The 19487-nt window shown below is 59.2% G+C and carries 15 protein-coding genes; 6 read left to right on the top strand and 9 right to left on the bottom strand.

Annotated features, from left to right (window positions below):
- The first annotated feature begins 173 nt into the window (after nucleotides 1-173).
- Complete coding sequence (locus tag HD598_RS02305; RefSeq protein ID WP_183663529.1) at nucleotides 174-2549, top strand: Stk1 family PASTA domain-containing Ser/Thr kinase; 2376 nt, start codon at nucleotides 174-176, stop codon at nucleotides 2547-2549.
- Nucleotides 2550-2686: 137 nt separating this feature from the next.
- On the opposite strand, the gene HD598_RS02300 is transcribed toward HD598_RS02305, so the two are convergent.
- Complete coding sequence (locus HD598_RS02300) at nucleotides 2687-4090, bottom strand: class II 3-deoxy-7-phosphoheptulonate synthase (RefSeq protein ID WP_071893700.1); 1404 nt, start codon at nucleotides 4088-4090, stop codon at nucleotides 2687-2689.
- A 255-nt stretch (nucleotides 4091-4345) separates the two neighbouring features.
- Nucleotides 4346-5044 (bottom strand): lysophospholipid acyltransferase family protein, encoded by a 699-nt coding sequence (locus HD598_RS02295; RefSeq protein ID WP_183663527.1) that lies wholly within the window; start codon nucleotides 5042-5044, stop codon nucleotides 4346-4348.
- A gap of 67 nt (nucleotides 5045-5111) precedes the next feature.
- Between HD598_RS02295 and HD598_RS02290 the strand changes: the two genes are divergently transcribed.
- Nucleotides 5112-5894, top strand: coding sequence for an alpha/beta hydrolase (locus tag HD598_RS02290; protein WP_183663525.1), 783 nt, complete (start codon nucleotides 5112-5114; stop codon nucleotides 5892-5894).
- Nucleotides 5891-6319 carry a hypothetical protein gene (locus HD598_RS02285; protein WP_183663523.1) on the top strand — a complete coding sequence of 143 codons (429 nt, stop codon included), beginning with the start codon at nucleotides 5891-5893 and terminating at the stop codon, nucleotides 6317-6319. Before HD598_RS02290 ends, HD598_RS02285 begins: the two co-directional genes overlap by 4 nt.
- A 42-nt stretch (nucleotides 6320-6361) precedes the next feature.
- Here HD598_RS02285 and HD598_RS02280 read toward each other — a convergent pair whose 3' ends face one another.
- Nucleotides 6362-7330, bottom strand: coding sequence for an ROK family protein (locus HD598_RS02280; protein ID WP_183663521.1), 969 nt, complete (start codon nucleotides 7328-7330; stop codon nucleotides 6362-6364).
- Between the two features lie 102 nt (nucleotides 7331-7432).
- On the opposite strand from HD598_RS02280, the gene HD598_RS02275 reads away from it, so the two are divergent.
- The gene (locus tag HD598_RS02275; protein ID WP_311538920.1) at nucleotides 7433-9253 is read left to right on the top strand and encodes an AMP-dependent synthetase/ligase; all 1821 of its coding nucleotides are present in this window, start codon (nucleotides 7433-7435) and stop codon (nucleotides 9251-9253) included.
- Between the two features lie 91 nt (nucleotides 9254-9344).
- Here HD598_RS02275 and HD598_RS02270 read toward each other — a convergent pair whose 3' ends face one another.
- Nucleotides 9345-10775: a mycothione reductase gene (locus HD598_RS02270; protein ID WP_183663519.1), complete on the bottom strand. Its 1431-nt coding sequence runs from the start codon at nucleotides 10773-10775 to the stop codon at nucleotides 9345-9347.
- A 113-nt stretch (nucleotides 10776-10888) separates the two neighbouring features.
- Nucleotides 10889-14332: a pyruvate carboxylase gene (locus tag HD598_RS02265; protein ID WP_183663517.1), complete on the bottom strand. Its 3444-nt coding sequence runs from the start codon at nucleotides 14330-14332 to the stop codon at nucleotides 10889-10891.
- Nucleotides 14333-14658: 326 nt separating this feature from the next.
- Here HD598_RS02265 and HD598_RS02260 point away from each other — a divergent pair, with 326 nt between their 5' ends.
- A complete protein-coding gene (locus HD598_RS02260; RefSeq protein ID WP_157103206.1) occupies nucleotides 14659-15558 on the top strand; it encodes a ParA family protein in 900 nt (299 codons plus the stop codon).
- Between the two features lie 110 nt (nucleotides 15559-15668).
- Here the strand turns inward: HD598_RS02260 and HD598_RS02255 are convergent, their stop codons facing one another.
- The 4 genes from HD598_RS02255 to HD598_RS02240 all read right to left on the bottom strand — a co-directional run bounded on the left by HD598_RS02255 (nucleotide 15669) and on the right by HD598_RS02240 (nucleotide 18383).
- On the bottom strand, nucleotides 15669-16223 hold the full coding sequence (locus HD598_RS02255; protein WP_071895147.1) for a MerR family transcriptional regulator: 555 nt from the start codon (nucleotides 16221-16223) through the stop codon (nucleotides 15669-15671).
- Nucleotides 16224-16498: 275 nt separating this feature from the next.
- Entirely contained in the window at nucleotides 16499-16981 is a 483-nt protein-coding gene (locus HD598_RS02250) for a bifunctional nuclease family protein (protein WP_071893708.1), read from the bottom strand.
- Nucleotides 16982-16997: 16 nt separating this feature from the next.
- The gene (gene ftsR, locus HD598_RS02245; RefSeq protein WP_183663516.1) at nucleotides 16998-17765 is read right to left on the bottom strand and encodes a transcriptional regulator FtsR; all 768 of its coding nucleotides are present in this window, start codon (nucleotides 17763-17765) and stop codon (nucleotides 16998-17000) included.
- A gap of 144 nt (nucleotides 17766-17909) precedes the next feature.
- Entirely contained in the window at nucleotides 17910-18383 is a 474-nt protein-coding gene (locus HD598_RS02240; protein WP_071895149.1) for an FHA domain-containing protein, read from the bottom strand.
- Nucleotides 18384-18730: 347 nt separating this feature from the next.
- Between HD598_RS02240 and HD598_RS02235 the strand changes: the two genes are divergently transcribed.
- Nucleotides 18731-19474 (top strand): hypothetical protein, encoded by a 744-nt coding sequence (locus HD598_RS02235; protein WP_183663515.1) that lies wholly within the window; start codon nucleotides 18731-18733, stop codon nucleotides 19472-19474.
- Nucleotides 19475-19487 lie beyond the last annotated feature (13 nt).

Here is a 19487-nt window from a genome sequence, read left to right as displayed (position 1 = left end):
CTCACCCGTAGCACCGGCGTCTCACCCAAGAAAGAACCACTCTCAGGACCACCATCCTGAGGACACCTACATATAGCGATAGTACGAACCGAAAACTATCGACTCGCTGATAGAGCGGGACTGAGCCGTGTTGATTCAGTCCCGCTCTTGCGCATCTGGCTACTATCGGAAAGGTGGAAGAGAGAACCGTGGATCCGTTAGTGGGTCAAGTGATCGATCGTCGGTACCATATTCACCGACGCCTGGCCCGCGGCGGCATGTCTACCGTGTACCTTGCAACCGACGAGCGGTTGCACCGCGACGTCGCGCTCAAAGCGCTCTATCCGTACCTCGCCGAGGACGCTCGAGTGGTGAAGCGCTTCGAAGAAGAAGCCATTACCGCCGCCAAGTTATCCCACCCCAACATCGTCAACGTGCTCGACCAAGGCGTCGACGGCGATACCGCTTACCTCGTGATGGAATACGTCAAAGGCGAGACGCTACGCAAACTGTTGGAGCGTCAAGGCCGACTCACCCCACGCCAGACTCTGCGCATCATGGAGGAAATCCTCGACGGATTGGCCGCGGCTCATGCCAAGGGCCTCATTCACCGGGATGTGAAGCCGGAGAACGTTCTGTTGACGGAAACTGGACGCGTCAAGGTGGCGGACTTCGGCCTCGCGCGGGCCGCTTCTAATCACACGCAGTCCGGAACGCTGGTGGGCACGGTCGCCTACGTCAGCCCGGAACTCGTCACGGGCGGGAACGCGGACAAGCGCAGTGACCTCTATGCAATCGGCATCATGCTCTTTGAACTGTTGACTGGCGAGCAGCCTTTTCAGGGCCAGAACTCGATGCAGATCGTCTTCAAGCACGTCAATGAGACGGTGCCGTTGCCCTCCACGGTGGTACCCGAAATTCCGCAAGATCTCGATGAGCTGGTGGAATGGTGCACTGCCAAGGACCCTGAAGCGCGACCAGTAGACGCGGAAGCTTTGTTGGGCGAGCTGCGGCACGTTCGAGCTGCGTTGAGTGACGAACAGCTAGATTTGGGTGCCACTGAAATTGCGAATAGACGCAAGGATTACGACGACGCCGCTGCCGCGACTGCTCCTGTTGCCGTTGACCGGGAGGTCGAAGAAAAGTATGCCGGCTACTGGAACGAACCCGATCAGTCTCAGAACGGCGAACCAGGTGCTTCCACCGCTGCCAACTCAAGCTCCAACTCCACTCCTGACGGAGATTCATACGACACTGACCCCACGCTCGATGATCCCGATCAGCTCGAGGATCGAGACGATGACGGCGACTTCTCCTCTGACGTCGATGAGGATGAAGACCTCGATGCAACGACGGTCATAGCCACGGGCGATCACCGGACTGAAGTGTTTAGTCGTGTTGGTTCGGGCTATGACGCTCGTGAAGATTCGCAATTCACAGAGGTGATCAACGCCCGGGATCTTTCGGCGAATGAAGCGACGTCAGGCGTCGAGACCAGCGCCCGAGCCGACGGGGGCACCTCCGATACTGGAGTGATTTCAGCAGTCGGAGCGACGGCTCCCCCAGCACGCCCCGTGAAACCTGCCGTTGCTGCGAAGCAAGCGCGCAAGGACGCTAAGAACGCAGAACACGAGTGGAAGAAACAAGCACAGAAACCACTCGTCAAGTTAGACAAAAAGGGCGCCGGTGTCCGTCGGTGGATCCTCGCGATTGTCCTCTTCATGCTGGCAGCACTCCTAGCAGCCACCGGGTGGTTCTTCGGCATGGGGCCTGGAGCCCCAGTGAGTTTGCCGGAGACGAGTGGCCAGACGGTCGCTTCGGCCACCCAGGCACTCAGTGACGCGGGGGTAGCAGCGCGCCCAAAAGAAGTATTCAGTGACGATGTCGACAAAGGACTCGTCGTCGGCACTGAACCACTAGCCAGCACCACTATTCGCCGTTACGAAGGAGTGGACCTCTTGGTATCCAAGGGGCCCGAACTCTTCGAAGTTCCAAACCTCGCCCAGCTGGCGCAATCGGACCTCCCAGCAATTCTGGAGGCTGAGTCATTGGAGCTGGGAACTGTCACGCAAGAATTTGACGAAAGCATTGCCAAGGGCGAAGTCCTCAGCCAATCAGTGGCCCCCGGAACCGCGGTTCGCCGCGGAACGGAAGTCAGCGTCGTCGTATCTAAGGGTCCTGCACCAGTTTCCGTTCCCGGGCTTGCGGGAATGACCCTCGCCGAAGCCACCGCGGCTCTCGAGAATATCGGTTTGAATCTTGTTGAGGGCCAAGAGGAGAATTCGGCTTCTGTTCCAGCTGGTCAGATTTCAGCCCAAAGCGTCAAAGAGGGCACGAAGGTTTCACGCGGGACCGACGTCTCCGTGAGCATTTCCTTGGGCCCACGCATGATTGAAGTACCGCGTGTGATTGGAATGCAGCTCGACGAAGCCCGGAGCACGCTCGAAGATCTGGGCTTCGAAGTCAGCGTGAAGTACCCGTTAGGCAATCTTTTCGGCACAGTGCACGGTCAAAGCGTCCTCGGGGACACCGCGGCAGAAGGCTCGACTATCACCCTCACCGTGGTGTGACCTCGTCCCAGGCCATAACGGTGACTGGGGGAACGTCGATTCGTACATACAAGTAGGGTTAGGAATCACTAAGTGACTCCTACCCCTACTGTGTGCTTACCTCGCGGGTCTAGCCGCCAGACAAGCTGAGGATGAAATTAGGACTTCTGGTGTGCGAGAGAATCGGCCACCAAGAAGGCCATCTCAAGGGACTGCATGTGGTTCAAGCGTGGGTCACACACCGACTCGTAGAGAGCATCGAACTGGTCTTCACGAATCGGATCAGAACCGCCCAAGCACTCTGCAACGTCGTCGCCAGTCATTTCAACGTGCAAGCCGCCGGCTACAGAGCCGAGCGCGCGGTGCACCTCGAAGAAGCCTGCGACCTCGTCCATGACGTCGTCGAAGCGGCGAGTCTTGTAGCCGTTCTGGCTCGTGACGGTGTTGCCGTGCATCGGGTCAGTAACCCACACAACCTTGGCGCCTTCCTTCTGGACGGCCTCCACGATTGCCGGGAGCTTCTCGCGAATGTTGCCAGCACCCATGCGGGTGATGAACGTCAGACGGCCAGGCTCGCGGTTTGGATCAAGCTTGTTGATCAATGCAATTGCGTCATCACCGGTGGTGGTTGGGCCAAGCTTCACGCCGATCGGGTTACGAACACGGGACAAGAAGTCAACGTGTGCGCCGTCCAGCTGGCGGGTACGCTCGCCGATCCACAAGAAGTGTGCCGAGGTGTCGTATGGCAAGCCAGTGCGGGAATCCGTACGGGTCAGCGCACGCTCGTAGTCCAACAACAATGCTTCGTGAGCGGCAAAGAACTCGGTGCGCTTGAGCGCCTCGAAATCTGCGCCGCAAGCGCTCATGAAGTTCACGGCACGGTCAATTTCACCGGCGAGAACGTCGTACTTCGAGTGGGCAGGGTTCGCCATGAAGCCCTGGTTCCACTGGTGAACCGAGCGCAAATCTGCAAAACCGCCCTGGGTGAACGCACGGATGAGGTTCAGGGTTGCAGCCGACGTGTGGTACGCCTTGACCATGCGCTGCGGGTTGTGGCGGCGCGATTCTTCGGTAAATTCGTACCCGTTCACAATGTCACCACGGAACGCTGGAAGCGTCACGCCATCGCGGGTCTCAGAATCGGAAGAGCGTGGCTTGGCGAACTGTCCAGCCATGCGCCCCATCTTGATGACCGGCATGGAAGCGCCGTAGGTCAACACCACTGCCATTTGCAGGATGGTCTTGACGCGAGCGGAAATCTTGTCAGCGGTGGCGCCGGCAAAGGTTTCGGCGCAGTCGCCGCCCTGAAGCAAGAAGGCGCGTCCTTCGGCAGCTGCCGCGAGTCGCTCACGCAAAACGTCAACTTCGCCAGCAAAAACCAGCGGAGGCAACGTGCCGAGCTCGGCGACAGCCTGCTCATACTCTTCCGTGCCATGCCACGAAGGCTGTTGCGCGATGGGAAGCTCGCGCCAAATGTCCAGCTGCGGATCGGCTGCAGGACCGGAGATAGTTCCGGTCGGGGAAGTCGAGGAGAAATCGAATTGAGGTGCTGTCTGAGTCACCCCTCAAGGTTAGTCTCCCCTACGCCACTCGCCCAAAGCGTGACCACAGAGTGAACACCGTGTGTCATCCACGCATCAAATCAGCACCATAAAGACCCAGAATTCACCCACAAAGTAGGCGAACCACCGTGCAGCAGCGACAACAATCCCCAGCAGGGTCCGCGAAACTCCCGAAGTACTCAAACTCCCCAAGAATATTCGCGGAACTACCGCATCAAGTGGGTTAAGAGGCAGGTGGGTTAAGACCTAGGTAAGTTAGGAGCTAGCTCCGTGCTTGTGAGCGGCTCGCGCCTTGATCTTCTGCGCGTACTCGTCCACGTACTCTTGACCGCTCAAGCGCATGATGGAGTCCATGATTTTGTCCGTGACTTCGCGCTGAGCAAAGCGATCGTCTTCGCGGCCAGCGTAAGCGGAGAAGTCCAGCGGCTCACCGACGATCATGCCGACGCGTCGAATATTCGGAACGGTCTTGCCGATCGGCTGAACCTTGTCCGTGCCGATCATGGCGATAGGAATAACAGGCACGCCTGTGGCGATCGCCAATCGAGCGACGCCCACCTTGCCCTTGTGGAGCTTGCCGTCCGGGCTACGGGTGCCCTCCGGGTAGATGCCCAGGAGCTTTCCTTCGCGGAGTGCTTGTGCGCCTGATGCCAAGGAATTCATGGAGGCCGCGCCGCCAGAACGGTCCATGGGAAGCTGATTGGTCATTCGGAAGAACGCCGCGGTGACGCGACCTTTGAGGCCTTTACCGGTGAAGTACTCGATCTTCGCCAAGAACACCACGGGGCGGTCCACCGTAACAGGCAAGAAGACTGAGTCTGAGACCGAAAGGTGGTTGGACGCCAAAATGGCGGCACCCTCTTTGGGAATGTTGTCCAGACCCTTGACCCAAGGACGGAAGAGGACTGTAGTAATCGGGGCGACGACGAACGTCTTCATGAACCAATAGAACACTCTGCAAGAATACTGGGCAGAGGCACTTACTGTTGGACACTCACCAATCGAATGGACATTACCGGGCATGAACACGGCTCTTCCCGCTCCCCAGCCACCGCTTGATCCCACGCAGCCCTTCACTGTGTTGCGCCCGGGCTCTACGGCGGTTTTGGTGATTCACGGTTTTACCGGTTCACCATTGTCGGTTCGCCCGTGGGCCAACGCTTTCCTGGAGGCGGGGTTCAGTGTCAGCGTCCCGCTCCTTCCCGGGCATGGAACACGCTGGGAAGACCTCAATGGCACCAGCTACAAGGCGTACATCAATGCGGTGTCGGCGCACTTTGATCGTCTTCGACGCGAGCATGAGAACGTGGTGGTGGCGGGGCTATCGATGGGTGGAACGCTCGCCCTTCGCTTGGGGGAAATTCGAGATCCTGCTGGCATCATCACTGTCAATCCATCACTGAAGTTTGCTTCCCCTACTGCGAGTCTGGCCCCTGCTCTGCGGTGGGTCGTCAAATCGGTAGAGCCCATTAGAGATGACATCGCCAAGCCAGGGGTCACTGAGGGTGCTTACTCGCGGACGCCTGTGGGTGGTGTCGCCGAGCTGGGCAAGCTCATGGCCGTGACGCGTGGGAAGCTTTCACAGATCACCGCCCCCGTCTTACTGTTCCGCTCAGCCACTGATCACGTGGTCCCGGACTCCAGCATCAAGATCCTCGAAAAGGGGCTCGCCAAGAATCCCCTCAAGGGCAGCAATGTGCAGGTGACCGCGCTTCCGAACAGCTTCCATGTTGCTACTTTGGACTACGACGCCGCAGCTATCGAAAGCGGTTCCGTTGCGTTTGTGAGGGGTCTAGTTAAGTGACGCAGGGTCGCAATCCATCGGACGAGGAATGGGACGACTTGGTTCGCCGCTTCTTTGAGTCCGACGGCGTTGAATCTAACGGCCCTGAATATGTCAGCTCTGAATATGTCAGCTCAGAGTCTTCCGGCCGAGAAGCGAGCTCGCCGGAGATTCCCGAAGAGTTGAACGAATCCTCAGGTGAGCTGGATGAGCATTTCGTGCCGCCAGAACCGCGGCCGCTGGGCGTGGGTAATCCGTTGACGGTGTTGGCGTGGCTGGCCGCGGCGGGTGGACCGCTGCTCTTGGTGCTCTTCGCTATCGTGTGGCGTTCCGCGCCCTTCATGGCGTGGTTCGGAGCGATCGCTCTGGCCATCGCCGGAATTGGGTACTTGTGGTGGAATCTTCCGTCGGAGCGCAACGATTTCAACAACGGCGCCGAACTTTAGGCTGAGTTCTCAGCGGAACTCGGCTGCGAGAAACCTTTCGTACTAACTCTTGTGATGTGCAGCGAGTAGTGCCGCCCCCACCGCGCCGGCTTCGGGACCCCACGTGGCAACCTCTACGGGGACGAGCGGGCGTGATTCGGGTCGGGACGCCAGCGCCGCGTACTGGCGCCGCAACGAGTCCAGGAAGTATGGCGAGGCCGTTCCAAAGCCGCCACCGATGACCACTACACCAGGATCCAGTGTGCCTACCACCATGGTGAGCGCTTGCGCTAGGGGCCGGGCAACGTCGTCAAGCACTGCACAAGCGTCGCGATCGCCCAGCTCAGCGGCGGCTACGAGTTCACGACCGGTCATCATGAGACCGGCCTTCCATGCAGCACGTTCGGCGCCAGTTCCGGAGGCGAAAATTTCCAGACAGCCGATTCCGCCACAAGCGCATTCAGGTCCGGTGGGGTCGATGCACACGTGCCCTAATTCGCCCGCCATGCCGATCGCGCCACGAATCAGAGTGCCGTTCGCAATCACCGCAGAGCCGAGCCCGGTCCCTAGTGTGAGGCAGACTGCGTCGTCGTAATCCAGTGCGGCGCCCAAGCGAAATTCCGCCCAGCCTGCCGCATCGGCGTCATTCGCAATGACAACGGGGCGGCCCACACGGTACTCGAGCTCGTGCTTGACGAAGACGCCAGTGAGCGGCAAGTGCGGGCTGAAGCGGACAAAGTCGCTGGTCGCGTTGAGCCAACCGGCAATAGCAAAACCGACCGAGCATCGTTCGCGGTGTTCGGAAGGCGCCGCGTCGATCAATTCGAGCGCAACCCGAGCGAGCCCGTCGAGGAGGGATTCGGTGGAACTCTTGGGTACCGGCAATGTAGCGCGCGTTACAATTTGATTGTTACCATCGAGTAACAAGCCGGCAATTTTGGTGCCACCCACGTCGATGCCCACGGAGAATCGCGACTCGCTGACGAGTGATAAATCGCTCTTTACGGACTGATCTAAGTGATTCTTCAACATGATGTGATCCAAGACATATAGGCTGATAGTAACTGCATTGTTGGACCCATTTCCCGGCAATGTGATCATGCTGTACCAGCAGCCAGTGACAAAGGAGAGCCCGTGCGCGAATTCAGAGTACCCGCTAGGACCGAGTCCTCGCCCGAAACGAACATCACCGATTTCGTGATGGTGCACGCGCGAAACAGTCCAGATCTCACCCTGTTCTCAGTTCGTAACCCCAACGCCGCCGAGGGCCAGCCAGCCTGGACCCCCGTTTCGGCCGTTGAATTCCGCGATGACGCTATCGCCATCGCTAAGGGCATCATCGCAAGCGGCGTAGAGGCCGGGGACCGTGTGGCCATTATGGCTCGCACTCGCTACGAGTGGGCGCTCGTGGACTTCGCAATCTGGTTCGCTGGCTGCGCATCCGTGCCGATCTACGAAACCAGCTCCCCAACGCAGGTCGCTTGGATTATTGGCGACTCCGGCGCGACGGCCGCGGTCGTCGAATCCGGCAAACACGAGAACGTTGTCCGTACGGCCGCCCACAATGAGGGACTTGATCACCTCAAGCACGTGTGGCTCATGGAGGACAACGGCCTGGACGCCCTTCGCGAAGCCGGTAAGGATGTCTCGGACGAACTACTGGAGGAGCGCCGCCGCTCGCTCAAGCTCGATTCACTTGCGACCATCATCTACACCTCCGGAACCACCGGCCGTCCAAAGGGCTGCGAACTCAGCCAAAAGAACTTCGTGGATCTTTCCAAGAACGCACAGCTTGAGCTTCCAGAGGCCGTTAACCCGAGCGCATCAACGCTGATGTTCTTGCCGTTGGCTCACGTCTTTGCCCGATTCATCTCCGTCCTGGGCGTCGCAGCTGGCGTGAACATTGCCCACACGCCAGACGTCAAAAACCTGCTCCCAGACCTTCAAAGCTTCTCCCCCACCTTCCTGCTTGCAGTGCCGCGAGTCTTCGAGAAGGTCTACAACTCGTCCCTGCTCAAAGCTGAGGATGGCGGCAAGGGCAAGATTTTCCACGCGGCAGCAGACACGGCCATCGAATGGTCCCGTGCTACCGAAAAGGGTGCCGTGCCACTGGGTCTCAAGCTCAAGCACACGCTCTTTGACAAGCTGGTTTACGGAAAGATCCGTGAGGCAATGGGTGGCCGTATGAAGTACGCCGTGTCCGGCGGCGGCCCCTTGGGTGAGCGTCTGGGTCACTTCTTCCACGGAATCGGCCTCTTGGTCCTCGAGGGCTACGGCTTGACGGAAACCACTGCCCCCATCACGGTGAACACGCCAAAGCTCATCAAGATCGGCACGGTGGGCAAGCCACTGCCCGGCAACGGCGTCAAGATTGCAGACGACGGCGAAATCCTTGCCACCGGTATTTGCGTCATGCGCTCGTACTACAACCGCCCTGATTTGCAGGATGAGACCTTTGAGGGCGAGTGGTTCCACACCGGTGACATCGGCAGTCTCGACGAGGACGGCTTCTTGAAGATCACGGGCCGCAAGAAGGAAATCATCGTGACCGCCTCCGGCAAGAACGTGATTCCTTCTCAGCTCGAAGACAACATCCGTGCGAACGCCTTGGTCTCCCAGTGCGTTGTGATCGGAGACAACCAGCCGTTCATTGCTGCCCTGGTGACGTTGGATCCCGAGGCCCTTCCGGGCTGGTTGCAGCGCCACAACCTACCGCACATGTCCGTGGCTCAGGCCGCTCAGCTGGACGAGGTCCGCACGGAGATTCAGGCTCTCGTGGACAAAGCCAATGAGACGGTCTCCCGCGCCGAGGGCATCAAGGAGTTCCGGATTGTCGCCTCCGACTTCACGGAAGAGTCTGGTCACCTCACGCCATCGTTGAAGATCAAGCGAGCCCAGGTCTTGAAGGACTTCCAGGCCGAGGTGGATGCGATCTACGGAACCAAAGCCAACTAAAGAGCGCGAGCCAATAAGGCCCGCCCGCTTAACCGACGCCGCCCCGCCAGCTGAACAGCTTGGTGGGGCGGCGTCGTCGTACTGAAATGAACTACAGCGTTCCTGAATCCTTCGTGCCCAACGAGAGCAGCGCGTTCTCCACGACCTCCATGAGCGCCGGGTGAATCCAGTACGGAGCACGGGCCAGTGTGTGGGCGTCAGTGCCAAACTGCATCGCTTGAACCAGCGGCTGAATGAGGTTGGAGGCTTCATGCCCCATAAGGTGAGCACCCAGGATTTCGCCGGTTGACTTGCGGGCCAGCAGCTTCACAAAGCCTGTCTGGTCCTCCATGGCCCACCCGTAGGCGGTGGATCCGTACTCTTGAACGGCGATGGCCAGCTCATCCTCGGCCCAACCCTCACGCTCGGCGAGCTCTCGCGCTTGCGGCTCCGTGAGCCCAACGCTTGCCACTTGCGGGTGCGTGAAGACTGCCGAAGGCACGGCGCGGTGGTCGGTGGCCCGGAGGTCTTCGGGGTGCTCGAGGTTGTGAATGACCACGCGCGCTTCGCGGTTGGCCACATGCTTAAGCTGGTACGTATTCGACACATCACCGAGCGCAAAGACGCCATCTAGCGGTTGCCCGTTGGAGAGCACACGCTGGAATTCGTCCACGCTCAAAATGCCGTCCGCGACGTCAAAGCCTGCTGGCTGAGGGTCTAGTCGGTCCACATTGGACACGCGCCCGGTAGCAACCAGCACCACGTCCGCTGCGATCTCGCCGGCCTCCGTTCCGCCCTGATCTCGGTTTTCATACCGTACGACGACGCCGCCATCCGTTGCGCTTTCAACCGCGGTGGGGGTGGCGTGCAGAACGTTCCACCGTTTGGAAGCCTCAGCCGTGAAGCGTTCCGAGACAAGCGGATCGTGGGTGCGCAAGAGCTCGCCCGAGCGTGACAGCTGCGTCACCATGGCACCCAGGCTGTGGAAGATATTGGCGAACTCGGCTGCAATGAAGCCCGAGCCCACCACCACGACTCGCTGCGGGAAGTCCGCGCGCATGATGGTGTCAGAGGTATGGACTTGGGGAAGATCGATGCCCGGGATATCGGGCAAGACAGCTCGGGATCCAGCGGCGATGACTACCTTGTCTGCCGTGATCTCTTTGCCGGAGGCCGTCACCATTGATTTCGGAGACGTGAACGTAGCGAACTCCGCGTAGAGGTCTACGTTCTCGAGTTCGATGTCCCGGTACTTGCGTCCAGCATCCGAGATGAAGTCGATGCGTCCGAAGATGCGTTCGCGAATCTCGCCCCACCGGGCGCCCTTGAACTCGAGGTCCACACCAAGGCGGGCGGCTTCGTCAACGGAATCCGCAAGCTGGGCCGGGTAAACAAACATTTTGGTGGGGATGCAGCCCACGTTCAGGCAGGTACCGCCGAAGATACCGCCATCGACAATTGCCACCTTCTTGTCATCCCAGTACGGAGTAATAAGGGAGTTACCGGAACCGGATCCAAGAATCAGCAAATCGTAATGAGTCATAGAAATAGGCTAGCCGCCTCCCGTGAAGAAGGCGGCTAGCCTATGAGCTCGTTACGCTTCACTCATCTGGAAGCGTAATCCGATGAAGAGTTGTTTCCTCCCGGAAGGATTGGCTACTCGACCACCACGATCAAGTCGCCACCCTGTACCGGTTGTGTGCCGGAAATCGCAACGCGCTTGACGGTGCCGCCGGTAGGGCTTGTGATGGCAGCTTCCATCTTCATCGCTTCGATAGTGGCGATCGTTCCGCCCTGAGCCACCTGATCGCCCTCAGCAACCGTGACGGTGACAGCGCCCGCGAACGGAGCAGCCACGTGAGCCTTGTTGCTTGGATCAGCCTTCTCCGCGGACTTCACAGTGGATTCCACCGAGCGGTCGCGAACGGTGATCTGACGCATCTGACCGTTGAGCGTGAGCATGACGGTACGCATGCCCTTCTCGTCAGGTTCTGAGATTGCCTGCAGCGTAGCCAACAAGCGTATGCCCTTGCCCAACGAAATCACGTGCTCGCGATTCTTCGTCAGGCCGTACAGGTAGTCGCGGGTGTGGAGCACCGAAACGTCGCCGAACTCCGCCACCGTCTTCTCGTAATCACGAGTTGGGCCAGGGAAAAGCAAGCGGTTGAGCGTTGCGCGGACGAGCATGGAATCTCCGTTGAGAGCTTCCGAATCCTCCGCCGAGAGTTCTTCGACGTGCGGCTTGATGGTGCGACCCTCGAGCGCCTTCGTGCGGAACGGTTCCGGCCATCCTCCTGGAGGATCGCCGAGCTCGCCGGAAAGGAACTGAATGACGGAGTCCGGGATGTCGAACTTTTGAGGGTTCGCCTCAAACTCGGCCGGATCCACGTTCATGCCTACGAGCTGGAGGGCGAGATCGCCCACCACCTTCGAGGAAGGAGTCACCTTCACCACGTTGCCCAGCATCGTGTTGGCGGCCGTGTACATGTCTTCGATCGCTTCAAAGCGCTCGCCCAGACCCAGCGCAATCGCTTGCTGACGCAAGTTGGAGAGCTGGCCACCTGGAATCTCGTGACGGTACACGCGTCCCGTTGGCGCGGTCAGCCCGGATTCGAACGGCTTGTAAATCGTTCGAACGGTCTCCCAGTACGGCTCAAGCGAAGCCGCCGCTTCTAGATCAATTCCGGTATCGCGTTCGGTGTTGGCAAGTGCCGCAACCAGCGCTGAGGAGCTGACCTGCGACGTCGTACCAGCCATTGAAGCAACCGCAACGTCCACCGCATCCACACCAGCATCAACTGCCGCCATGAGCGTTGCCAACTGGCCGCCCGCGGTGTCGTGGGTGTGCAAGTGAACAGGAAGGTCGAAGCGCTCGCGCAACGCGGCCACCAGCTTCTTCGCGGCCATGGGGCGCAAGAGACCGGCCATGTCCTTGATGGCAAGAATGTGCGCGCCGGCAGCCACAATCTGATCCGCAAGGTTCAGGTAGTAGTCCAGCGTGTAGAGCTTCTCGTTCGGATCCAGCAGGTTGCCGGTGTAGCACAGGGCCACTTCAGCAACAGCGGTACCGGTCTCACGAACAGCCTTGATCGCAGGAGCCATCTGGCTGACATCGTTAAGCGCATCGAAGATACGGAAGATATCAATGCCGGACTTGGCCGCTTCCTTCACGAAAGCATCCGTGACCTCGGTGGGGTACGGGGTGTAACCCACCGTGTTGCGGCCACGAAGAAGCATCTGCAACGGAATGTTTGGCAACTCGGCGCGGAGCAGCTCAAGTCGCTTCCATGGGTCTTCGCCCAAGAAACGCAAGGAGACGTCATACGTAGCGCCACCCCAGACTTCCATCGAGAACAGCTGCGGCATAATGTGAGCGTAGGCCGGGGCCGCTGCGAGGAGCTCGCGAGTACGCACGCGGGTAGCCAGCAAGGACTGGTGAGCGTCGCGGAAGGTGGTGTCCGTGACGGCCACAGCGGTCTGCTCTCGCAGGGCCTTCGCGAATCCTTCTGGCCCTAGTTCGTCGAGCTTCTGCTTCCAACCGTCCGCCGGCTTGAAGGTGGACGGGCCGTCGAAAGGACTGCGATCCGGCTCAGCGCGTTTGTCACCGGGGTAACGAGGCAACTTATCGCGAGGATCGATGCCGTCAACGCGGTCACCGTTTGGCTTGTTGACCGTGACGTCCGCGAGGAACTGCAGCGCCTTGGTGCCGCGGTCCTGAGACTTGTTGCCCTCGAGAAGATCCGGACGGGAGTCAATGAAGTCAGTAGCGACGTCGCCCGCGATGAACTGCGGATCGCTCAGCACGTTCTGCAAGAACGGGATATTCGTGGACACGCCACGAATACGGAACTCGGCCAATGCGCGACGAGCACGGGCCACGGCCATCTTGTAGTCGCGGCCGCGGCATGACAGCTTGACCAGCATCGAGTCGAAGTGCGGGGACACCTCGGCGCCGGCGTAAATGGTGCCGCCATCCAGGCGCACCCCGGAACCGCCAGCGGAACGGTACGCAGTGATGGTTCCCACGTCCGGACGGAAGCCGTTCTGTGGGTCCTCGGTGGTGATACGGCACTGGAGCGCGGCGCCTCGGATGCGCAGCTCATCCTGACGGATACCGAGCTCTTCGAGGGACTCGCCGGCGGCAATACGCATCTGGGAAGCCACGAGGTCCACGTCCGTGATCTCTTCGGTCACGGTGTGCTCAACCTGGATACGCGGGTTCATTTCGATGAACACGTGCTGGCCAGCGCGCTCGCCCACGGTGTCCACGAGGAATTCCACGGTTCCGGCGTTCTGGTAGCCCAGCGCCTTCGCAAACTTCACGGCATCGGAGTACAGAGCCTGGCGAATGTTCTCGTCCAGGTTTGGCGCGGGCGCAATTTCGATGACCTTTTGGTGGCGGCGCTGCAGGGAGCAGTCGCGTTCGAAGAGGTGCACCACGTTGCCGTGCTTGTCCGCGAGAATCTGCACTTCAATGTGCCGCGGGCGCAGTACTGCCATCTCCAAGAACACCGTGGGATCACCGAAAGCGGTGTCCGCCTCACGCATGGCAGCGGCCAAGTTTTCTGGCAGCGCTTCGCGCGTATCAACACGGCGCATACCGCGTCCGCCACCGCCTGCGACGGCCTTGACGAAGATCGGGAATCCGATCTTGTCCGCTTCAGCGAGCAAGAAATCTACGTCCTTGCTGGGCTCCGAGGACTGGAGGACAGGAATTCCGGCGGCACGAGCGGCTTTCAGGGCAGCGACTTTGTTGCCCGCAAGCTCCAGTACTTCCGCGGGTGGGCCCACGAAGGTGATTCCCGCATCAGCGGCGGCACGGGCTAGATCCGGATTCTCGGAGAGAAATCCATAGCCCGGGTAAATTGCGTCTGCACCAGATTCTTTAGCTACGCGAACAATCTCATCAACATCGAGATAAGCGCGGACCGGGTGTCCCTCTTCGCCAATGCGGTAGGCTTCGTCGGCCTTTTGGCGGTGAATGGAATTTCGGTCTTCATAAGGAAAGACGGCAACCGTCTTGGATCCTAGTTCGTAGGCTGCACGGAAAGCACGGATTGCGATTTCTCCGCGGTTTGCAACCAAGATCTTGGAAAACATACGTCCCCTAAGGTCTGGAGTCTGGTATCTCGATCAATGCGAAACCTCGGTAGGTTCACCATCGATCCCAGCACTGAACGGGAGCCCAGTGCTCCATGTCACGCTAGCGCGTTTAACGAGTCACACCTACTTCATTGCGAGACTTGTCACGCCCGTGACCGTTCACCCCTACCGCAAGGGCCTTTCAGGTCAAATGAAGGGCTCAATACGCGAAACGTCAAGACAATCAGCCTGAGAATTTGGGAAGACATGACTACCATGGGGAAGGTTTATCTCTAAACTTCCCGCGCCACCGCGGGTTCCAAGCGAAGGGCGTGGTTTATCCCGTGCAGGTAGTGAGCATTTCGAGCCTCAAAGGCGGCGTCGGCAAAACTTCCGTGACACTCGGCCTGGCATCTGCTGCGCTCGATGCTGGCCTCAAGACCCTCGTTGTTGACCTCGATCCTCATGCTGATGCCAGCACCGGTTTGGGAATCAATCCCACCGGCCGCGAGCCCATTGGCCTGATGCTGAAGAACGTGCGCCGTTCCAATCTCAACGCCAACGCTGTTCCTAGCTCTTGGACTGAACGTCATCAGGAGATTGTGCGCTCAGTCAAGGAGAGCGCTGCTCGTTCGCAGAACGACGACGCAGCTCAAGACCCAGCGGACGCTGCGGCTTCGGACAACTCAAGCTCGGACAACTCAAGTGAGGCTTTTTCCGAGGGCCGTTTGGATGTTGCTTACGGTTCCGCTTTCACTGGCATCTACGATCGCCCAGATTTGCGCTTGCGCGATCTCAAGCGCCTCAAGACGGTCCTGTCACGAGTCACTGGCTACGACCTCGTGCTCATCGACTGCCCGCCATCGCTCAACGGACTTACCCGCATGGCCTGGTACGCCTCGGATAAGGTGCTCTTGGTCGCCGAGACCTCACTCTTCTCCGTAGCCGGCACCGAGCGCACCATGCGCGCGCTCAACATGTTCCGTCGCGAGTTCGCGCCATCCATTCAGACCGCCGGAGTGGTAGCTAACAAGTACCGTCCCGAGTCCGGTGAGCACCAGTTCCGCTTGAAGGAAATGGCCACCATGTTTGGCGACGCTCTTCTCTCCCCCGTACTTCCGGACATTCCAGACTGGCAGCAGATTCAGGGCGCTGCGCACGCTGTTCACCAGTGGCCCACGGAGTCCGCTCGACTCAGCGCCGTACTGCTCAGCGAACTGCTCGACGCCGTCCGCAATAAGTAAGCGCTTCACCACTCACGCAAAAGCCGCCCGGTCGCATCGCAGATTCTGCGTGCAGCCGGGCGGCTTTTGACTAACTACGTGTGGCTACATGCTGAGCCTGAGTGATCGCTTTAGCTTGCTGACTTCTTCGCAGCGCGACGCTTGGACAGTTCGTCCTCAGGGTAAGCCTGCGCATCGTCGCCGTCGTCGACTCGTTCTGACGGCAGCTCAGCCAAGGTGCCCTCGACTTCGCGCCATACTCGTCCAACAGCGATGCCGAATACTCCCTGGCCTCCCTGGACGAGGTCGATCACCTCGTTGGCGTTGGTGCATTCGTAGACGGAGGCGCCGTCGCTCATCAGCGTGATCTGGGCAAGATCCTCCACACCGCGTTCGCGCAAGTGGATCACTGCAGTGCGAATCTGCTGGAGGGAAACACCGGTGTCCAAAAGACGCTTGACGACTTTGAGGACCAGAATGTCGCGGAAGCTGTAGAGCCGCTGCGATCCAGAACCGTGAGCGCCACGGACGGTGGGCTCCACCAAGCCGGTGCGCGCCCAGTAATCGAGCTGACGGTATGTGATCCCTGCGGCACGGCACGCAGTGGGTCCGCGGTAGCCGGCGGTGACGTCTAGGTCGGGAAGATCATTGTCAAACAACAGACCTTGTCCGTTGCTAAGACGCACCTGGACAGGTTCAGGCGCACTTGGGCCGTTCTCAGTGCCGCGCGTGTTGTCCGTTGGACTCACGTGGACCTCCTTCAGTGGCTCCTTGCAGGCATTGCCTGAACCTCTCGTGGAGAACCTCTCCAGACAGGTGTGATAAAAAGTTTTTCTAGTAATGACGGTAGGCCGCTTTCGAGCTTCCGTCAAAGACCTTCGACCTTAACTTGAAGGCGTGTCGCACACACGGTGCTTCATGTGCCTTCCAAGCGTCAACAAAGACTACGAAGCCGCAATGATCAGGAGGCGAAATCTTCCGGATCAATGGTGTCCAAGAATTCGCGGAACTCCTTGAGTTTCTCTTCGTCCTCAATCACGTCGTCGTCAACGCGCTCGGGCACTATTCCGGTCTCTTCCATCACCGATTCGTCACAGAATACGGGGGCTCCCGCACGCAAGGAGAGCGCCAAGGCATCCGAGGTTCTTGCATCGATGCGTGAACCGTTGCTGAGCACCAGCGACGAGTAGAAGACGGCGCCTTCAACACGGTTGATTTCCACGCGGTCAATGCTCACGCCGGTGGCGGCCAAGGTATTGATGAACAGATCGTGAGTGAGCGGACGCTCGGTCTCAATCCCCTGTTGCGCCATGGCGATGGCCGAGGCCTCCGGCGCACCAATCCAAATGGGAATCTGGCGGTTGCCTTCGATCTCACCTACCAGGACCACAGGTTGAGTGGACGGTAGCTCAACACGGACGCCGGTAATGCTGACAGGAATCATGCGTTCAGTCTGCCGCTTAATGGTCCAGCTCGGAAAGTGCAGCATCCACGAGCGAAGTATGGATCGCCAAGAAGCTATCGCTAATTTCACGGGCGGTCTCGGCAGTCCTTGCCCGAGAAGCCACATCCTTGCGACCTGCCAAGGGCGTGATCGCGTGCTTGACGAGGGCGACTTGTCGATCGGCGGACTGCCGAAAGATTCCCAAGTGCCGAGGCTCAATACCGTGCTGCGCCAATTGCACGCATGAACGCGTGATCTTGACCGAGTGTTCCGTGAACCGTCCGGCAGGATTTTCTTGGATCAATCGGTACTGCAGCAGCGCATCAATGAGATCGCCGGTGGCTCCGGTAGCGCCAATGAGTTCAGAGCGGGTCAAACTACGACGACGCTGGGTCGCCTTTTCGGAGAAGGATTCAGTGACAGTCTGCGGAGTGAGCTTCATGCCGCCAGGCAACTGCTCAGGCTCTTCCCCGCGGTCTACTGCATCGAGGTAATCCTTGATGACTCGTAAAGGTAAGTACTGGTCTCGCTGAAGCGCCAAAATGAAACGCAAGCGATCGGCGTCGTTCTTGGTGTACTTGCGGTAGCCCGCAGCGGTGCGCTGGGGCGAAATCAGACCCTTTTCCTCCAAGAAACGAATCTTGGAAGCCGTGATCTGCGGGAAATCCTCAGCTAAGAGAGCGAGGACTTCACCAATGTTGAGAACGGAATTCGTGGACGAAGGAGTCCCTTGAGAAGCGGCGCTCGCAAGGCGACCGCGCGCAGATGTACCCAAAGTGGCCATGTCGCCCCCGTTCTTGAACATCGATGAATGACACAGCTTGGCACACCCCTTGCCAACGGCGTCACGAAGAATTTGGGTCACACTCCCTACGGGACCAGGCCGTTTTAGCAAGGCCCGGGACGTGGAAGCGTGTCCCTCCTAATTCTAGCTGTTTACTACGCCCTGACGAGCTGGTCGAGTTCCTACATAGAAGGTCAGACGGAACTTGCCAATCTGAACTTCTGCACCACTGCGCAAGGTAGCCGCGTCGACGCGGTCGTGGTTGACGTACGTGCCATTGAGGGAGCCTGAATCAACCACTTCAAAGGTGCCATTGGTACGGCGGAATTCTGCGTGGCGGCGGGAGACCGTGACATCGTCCAAGAAGATATCGGCCGACGGATGACGTCCTGCCGAAGTGACATCCTGATCAAGAAGAAAACGTGCTCCACGGTTTGGACCGGAGTGCGCAATCAAGAGCGCCGAACCTTCAGACAAAGCTGCGACAAACTCGCGCTCAGATGGGGACAACTGGTAGTCCGCAACCTCTTCTTCGCGATAAGGAGGCAGGGAAATGCTCGTAGTCTCGGAGGCGGTTTCGGGGCTCACGGCTGAGGCGCCGAACGTCTCTTCGCTCATGGTGTGGTGTCCTTTCCCCGCGGCGGGGGCTTGTCCAGTGGTGGCAGCATTCGTGTGTGTGGGGCTCGGGGCAGATGGCCGATCATCTTTGCCCGCAGAGGTAGGCGCAGGCGGAATGGGCCAGCAATCGGACATATTCGTTTCCCATCCCTCATTGACCTCTAGTTTCTGGTCTTTCGGAACGAGGTTGAGCTCACGTTTGTCCTGCGAATCCATCACAACACCCTACCTCCTTTACCGGAATGTTACCTAAGTGCAGTGCCTCTTGAACACCCGGGCGGAAAGCATTTACTGAATGTCCCACAAATATCAATCGGCAATTCACTAGCGTCTGCAAGAATCCCTATATGACTCATGGTTCAACTCAGCCTTCCGAGGCCACTGCTCAGGCACCTCAAAAGCCACGAACGCGCTGGGGCATGCGCATCATCATTGGGCTTGTCCTGCTGGTCGTCGCGGCTCTCGCCTTCTGGCTCTTGTCCGCATTCCTACCCATCTGGTGGGCAGACACCATCGCACAACAGGTCGGCGGAAACCTTGGCGGCGGAGTGCTCCTTGGCCTCATTTACGGCTTCGGCTTCACCATTATTCCCCTGCTTGTTCTCTGGCAGGCTCGCCGACGCCGCGTCTCTTGGGCTTGGAAGGGCGTCCTCGCAGTTCTTGCCGTCCTGATCTCCACTCCAAACCTCTTGACTCTCGCCATCATGACGGGAACGTCAGAAGCTGCACAGAACGCTCGAACCATCCTCGGCACCTCCGCAACATGGTTCACACAATGGGTGGGAATTGGCGCCATCATTGCGGCCGTCCTGTTTGTCATTTACATGATCTGGTCTCTGATGTGGTCCAAGCGCGGTCGTGACATTCGCAAGCTTAAGAGCCAAAAGGAAGCCGCCGAACTCGAGCGCGAGCAGTTGCGCACGGCGGCCGCTGCCCAAAGCACCCCTGAGACGTCGGCTCTCGGCACTGCCCCACGAGGCACTGCCCCACGAGGCACGGCATCTGACGACGCCCTAGCGCGCGATAACTCGCTGCAGAATTCGCCAGAACACACGGAGACGAACTCTCGCCAGAGGGACATCGAACTCTAAGATGATCTGAACT

The sequence above is a fragment of the Neomicrococcus aestuarii genome (assembly GCF_014201135.1).
GTDB lineage: Bacteria > Actinomycetota > Actinomycetes > Actinomycetales > Micrococcaceae > Neomicrococcus > Neomicrococcus aestuarii.
The sequence above is the reverse complement of the archived record's forward strand: the minus strand, read 5'-3'. Positions and strand labels throughout refer to the sequence as shown.

Excerpts from the sequence above, each read along its gene's own strand:
- HD598_RS02290 (WP_183663525.1), top strand. The coding sequence starts at position 5,112 with ATGAACACGGCTCTTCCCGCTCCCCAGCCACCGCTTGATCCCACGCAG.
- HD598_RS02280 (WP_183663521.1), bottom strand. The coding sequence starts at position 7,330 with ATGTTGAAGAATCACTTAGATCAGTCCGTAAAGAGCGATTTATCACTC.
- HD598_RS02270 (WP_183663519.1), bottom strand. The coding sequence starts at position 10,775 with ATGACTCATTACGATTTGCTGATTCTTGGATCCGGTTCCGGTAACTCC.
- HD598_RS02265 (WP_183663517.1), bottom strand. The coding sequence starts at position 14,332 with ATGTTTTCCAAGATCTTGGTTGCAAACCGCGGAGAAATCGCAATCCGT.
- HD598_RS02250 (WP_071893708.1), bottom strand. The coding sequence starts at position 16,981 with ATGATTCCTGTCAGCATTACCGGCGTCCGTGTTGAGCTACCGTCCACT.
- ftsR (WP_183663516.1), bottom strand. The coding sequence starts at position 17,765 with ATGGCCACTTTGGGTACATCTGCGCGCGGTCGCCTTGCGAGCGCCGCT.
- HD598_RS02240 (WP_071895149.1), bottom strand. The coding sequence starts at position 18,383 with ATGAGCGAAGAGACGTTCGGCGCCTCAGCCGTGAGCCCCGAAACCGCC.
- HD598_RS02235 (WP_183663515.1), top strand. The coding sequence starts at position 18,731 with ATGACTCATGGTTCAACTCAGCCTTCCGAGGCCACTGCTCAGGCACCT.